Below are 3046 nucleotides of genomic sequence, written 5' to 3' on the forward strand. Positions count from 1 at the left end.
GGCTGTGCTGGCTGCTGGCCGTGCTGGGCATCGGCGCCGCCGCGGGACTCTACCTACTCGCGCAACAGGCCGGCGCCGCACCTGTCCCCGGCACCGGCAGGCTCCCGTTGTTTTTCTGGGCGGGAATGGGCCTGATCACGGGCACCGGCATGCTGCTCAGCGCCCTGCTGACCTGGTTGTTCGGCCTTCAGTCGCGCCGGCATTAGGTCACCCGCGGGAACGGCAGCGGCGGCCGGGCTTGGAGCATTGCCAACGGTCAGCCTTGGAGCATTGCCGCCGGCCGAGCCCCGGAGCATTGCCAGCACAGGATGGCGGTGGCAGTGTGATTCCATGGCCATCGAGGTGCGTCCGGCAACCGTGTTCGGCGATGTGAAAGCCGTGCTGGGGCCAAAGCGCGCCGATGCGAACGTCTGCTGGTGCCTCAGCTACCGCCTTCCGTCGAAAGACAACGCCTCGCTGCGGGGCGAGGATCGAGGGGCCCTCGTCGAGCGCTTGTGCGGGCAGGACCCGCCGCCGGGGGTACTCGCCTACGACGGCGACGAGGTGGTCGGCTGGGCCGCCGTGCATCCCCGGGCGGACACGGCCTTCGCGCGCACCCGAAAGATCCCGCACGTGGACGACATCGATGTGTGGTCGGCGTGGTGCATCCGGGTGCGGCCGGGGCATCGCGGCAAGGGGATCTCGCATGATTTGCTCACCGGCGCCGTCGACCTTGCGCGCCGGCACGGAGCCCCCGCCATTGAGGGCTACCCGGTCGACAACGCGGGCAAGAAGGTCGACCTGACCATGGCCTACGTCGGCACCCGCAAGCTCTTCGAACAGGCCGGCTTCACGAAGGCGGCAGACACCGACTCGGTGGTGAACGGGTTCCCGCGGGTGCTCATGCGGCTGGAACTGGGCTGACGCCCCCTTTCCGACGCGGCGCGCCGCCGCCGCCCCTTCCCGGCGCCGCTCCCTGCCGCCGCTGCGCGCCGCCGCTCCGCGCCGCCGCTGCCTGCCGTCGCTCCGCCTAGCGGTTGGCGGTGAGGCGCTGCAGCAGGGCGCGGGACTGCACGGGCCCGTAGGGCAGGATCGGGATGGCCTTGGTGGAGTCCGCGGGAGTGTCGCGGCTGGCCTGTTCACCCATCCGGACGGCCAGGGTCATGGTCTCGCACATGTTCTTCACGAAGGCGTCGCTGACGGTCTGGCCGTGGCCGGGCACCAGCACGTCGTACTCGTGCCGCAGCCCGGAGATTCGGCGCAGCGTTTCCACCCAGTCGCGCGGGTAGGAATCTTCGAAGGCGGGCGGGGCGCCCTGCTCCACCAGATCGCCGGCAAATAGCGTGGTGGGCGAACCGACCAGCAGGTCGCCGTCGGTGTGGCCGCGGCCCAGATGAAAGAGTTTGACGCTGACCTCGCCCAGGTCGACGGTGGTTTCCGTGTCCACCAGCTTGTTCGGCATCTTGATCCCGGTATGCTCACCGTCGCCGGCCGCCATTTCGGGTTCCGTTTCCCCGACTGCCTCACGCTGGAGCACGCCGTTCTCTGCGACGTCGTGCGCGCAATTGCGGTGGGCGTAAAAGTCCTGCACGCCTTGGGCCGCGAAGTAGGCGTTGCCAAAGACGTGGTCATAGTGGAAATGCGTGTTCACGACGACGAGCGGAAGCTTGGTCAACGCGCGTACGGCCGCGTAAATTCGCCGTGCCTGCCGCGGCCCGGCACCGGTATCCACCACCAAGGCCTTGTTCCTGCCGACGACCAGCCCGGAGTTCAACAGATACTCCCGGGTCCTGATCACGTAGTTGCCGGGTGCCACCTGCACACATTCCACCGGCTCCCCGGCCTGGTCCACCGGCTCCCCGGCCTTGTCCTCTGATCGGGCGGCATCGCTCATCCGGGCCGTCACCCTCCGTCGCGTCGAACACCGGCCGCGCGGACGGCGCAGCCTGATCCTGCCACGGTACCGTGCCGACCACTCCGGCACACCCAGCCACCCGACCGCGGCCAACTGGCTGCGGCCTCCTGGCGAGCGTCCCGCGCTAGAGTTCGTGAACGGAGCGAAGCACCTCGCGCACCTCGCCGAACGGCACGGAGTCGTCGACGTAGGCCTGCACATGCTTGGAGCCCATGCCACGGACCATCACGCCGTGTTCCCCCTCGGCAGCCGACTCGAGGAACACCGGCCGCAGCGCCTCGGCATGGTGTGCAGACAGGCGGGAGAGGTACTTTTTGTACGCCTCTGGCAGAGTGACCATGCCCTAAGGGTAGCGCCGGCGGGGACGGGCCAGCTAGGGAAAATTTCGGGCTGCCGCCGGCCGGTCGGGCGCCCGGCCGGCGGGGAGCTGCTACAGGTCCGCGAGGACGCTGCCGGGGTTTTCGATCGCGTCCGCCACGTAGCGCAGGAAGCCGCCCGCGGTGCCGCCGTCGCAGACGCGGTGGTCGAAGGCCAGCACCAGTTCGGTCACCTTGCGGACCGCCAGCTGCCCGTCCACCACCCACGGTTTGTCGATGATTCGGCCGACGCCGAGGATCGCCACCTCCGGGTAGTTAATGATGGCGGCGCTGCCGTCCACACCGAACACGCCGTAGTTGTTCAGCGTAAACGTGCCGCTGGTCAGCTCGGCCGGCGTGGCCTTGCCGTCGCGGGCGACGGCGGTGAGCCGCCTGATCTCGGTATCCAGCTGCCGGGCGCTGAGCTTGTCGGCGTTGCGCACGCTGGGCACCATCAGCCCGCGGTCGGTCTGGGCGGCGAAACCGAGGTTGACACCGTCGAAGCCGACGATCTCTTCGCCTTCCATCCGGGTGTTCAACTCCGGATATTTAGCCAGGCCGGCCAGCACGAACCGGGCGATGAAGGCCAGCAGCCCCGGGGTGTTCTCCGGATCGCGGCGCTTGAGGTCGGCGCGCATCTGCAGCAGGGCGGTGGCGTCCACGTCCACCCAGACGGTAGCCTCGGGGATTTCGCTGCGGCTGCGCGACATCGCCTGGGCCACGGTCTTCCGCACGCCCTTCATCGGGGTGCGGCTGGCGATGCCCAGGCCGGTACGGGCGTCGGTGCCGGGGGCGC

The 3046-nt window shown here is 69.3% G+C and carries 5 protein-coding genes; 2 read left to right on the forward strand and 3 right to left on the reverse strand.

The genetic code is table 11. The features are described from left to right. Positions 1–206 (forward strand): hypothetical protein (locus tag AC5RV2_RS16355; RefSeq protein ID WP_494093210.1); only part of this gene is annotated, 206 nt, incomplete at its 5' end. Between the two features lie 124 nt (positions 207–330). Beyond that, complete coding sequence (locus AC5RV2_RS16360; RefSeq protein ID WP_494093211.1) at positions 331–903, forward strand: GNAT family N-acetyltransferase; 573 nt, start codon at positions 331–333, stop codon at positions 901–903. 106 nt (positions 904–1009) lie between these two features. Here AC5RV2_RS16360 and AC5RV2_RS16365 read toward each other — a convergent pair whose 3' ends face one another. The 3 genes from AC5RV2_RS16365 to AC5RV2_RS16375 all read right to left on the reverse strand — a co-directional run. Continuing rightward, positions 1010–1873 carry an MBL fold metallo-hydrolase gene (locus tag AC5RV2_RS16365; RefSeq protein WP_494093212.1) on the reverse strand — a complete coding sequence of 288 codons (864 nt, stop codon included), beginning with the start codon at positions 1871–1873 and terminating at the stop codon, positions 1010–1012. Between the two features lie 145 nt (positions 1874–2018). Continuing rightward, the gene (locus tag AC5RV2_RS16370; RefSeq protein WP_494000602.1) at positions 2019–2234 is read right to left on the reverse strand and encodes a hypothetical protein; all 216 of its coding nucleotides are present in this window, start codon (positions 2232–2234) and stop codon (positions 2019–2021) included. A 90-nt stretch (positions 2235–2324) separates the two neighbouring features. After that, the coding region (locus AC5RV2_RS16375) for a dihydrolipoamide acetyltransferase family protein (RefSeq protein WP_494093213.1) at positions 2325–3046 on the reverse strand (722 nt) is incomplete at its 5' end.

Source organism: Arthrobacter sp. Y3225116 (genome assembly GCF_059091245.1).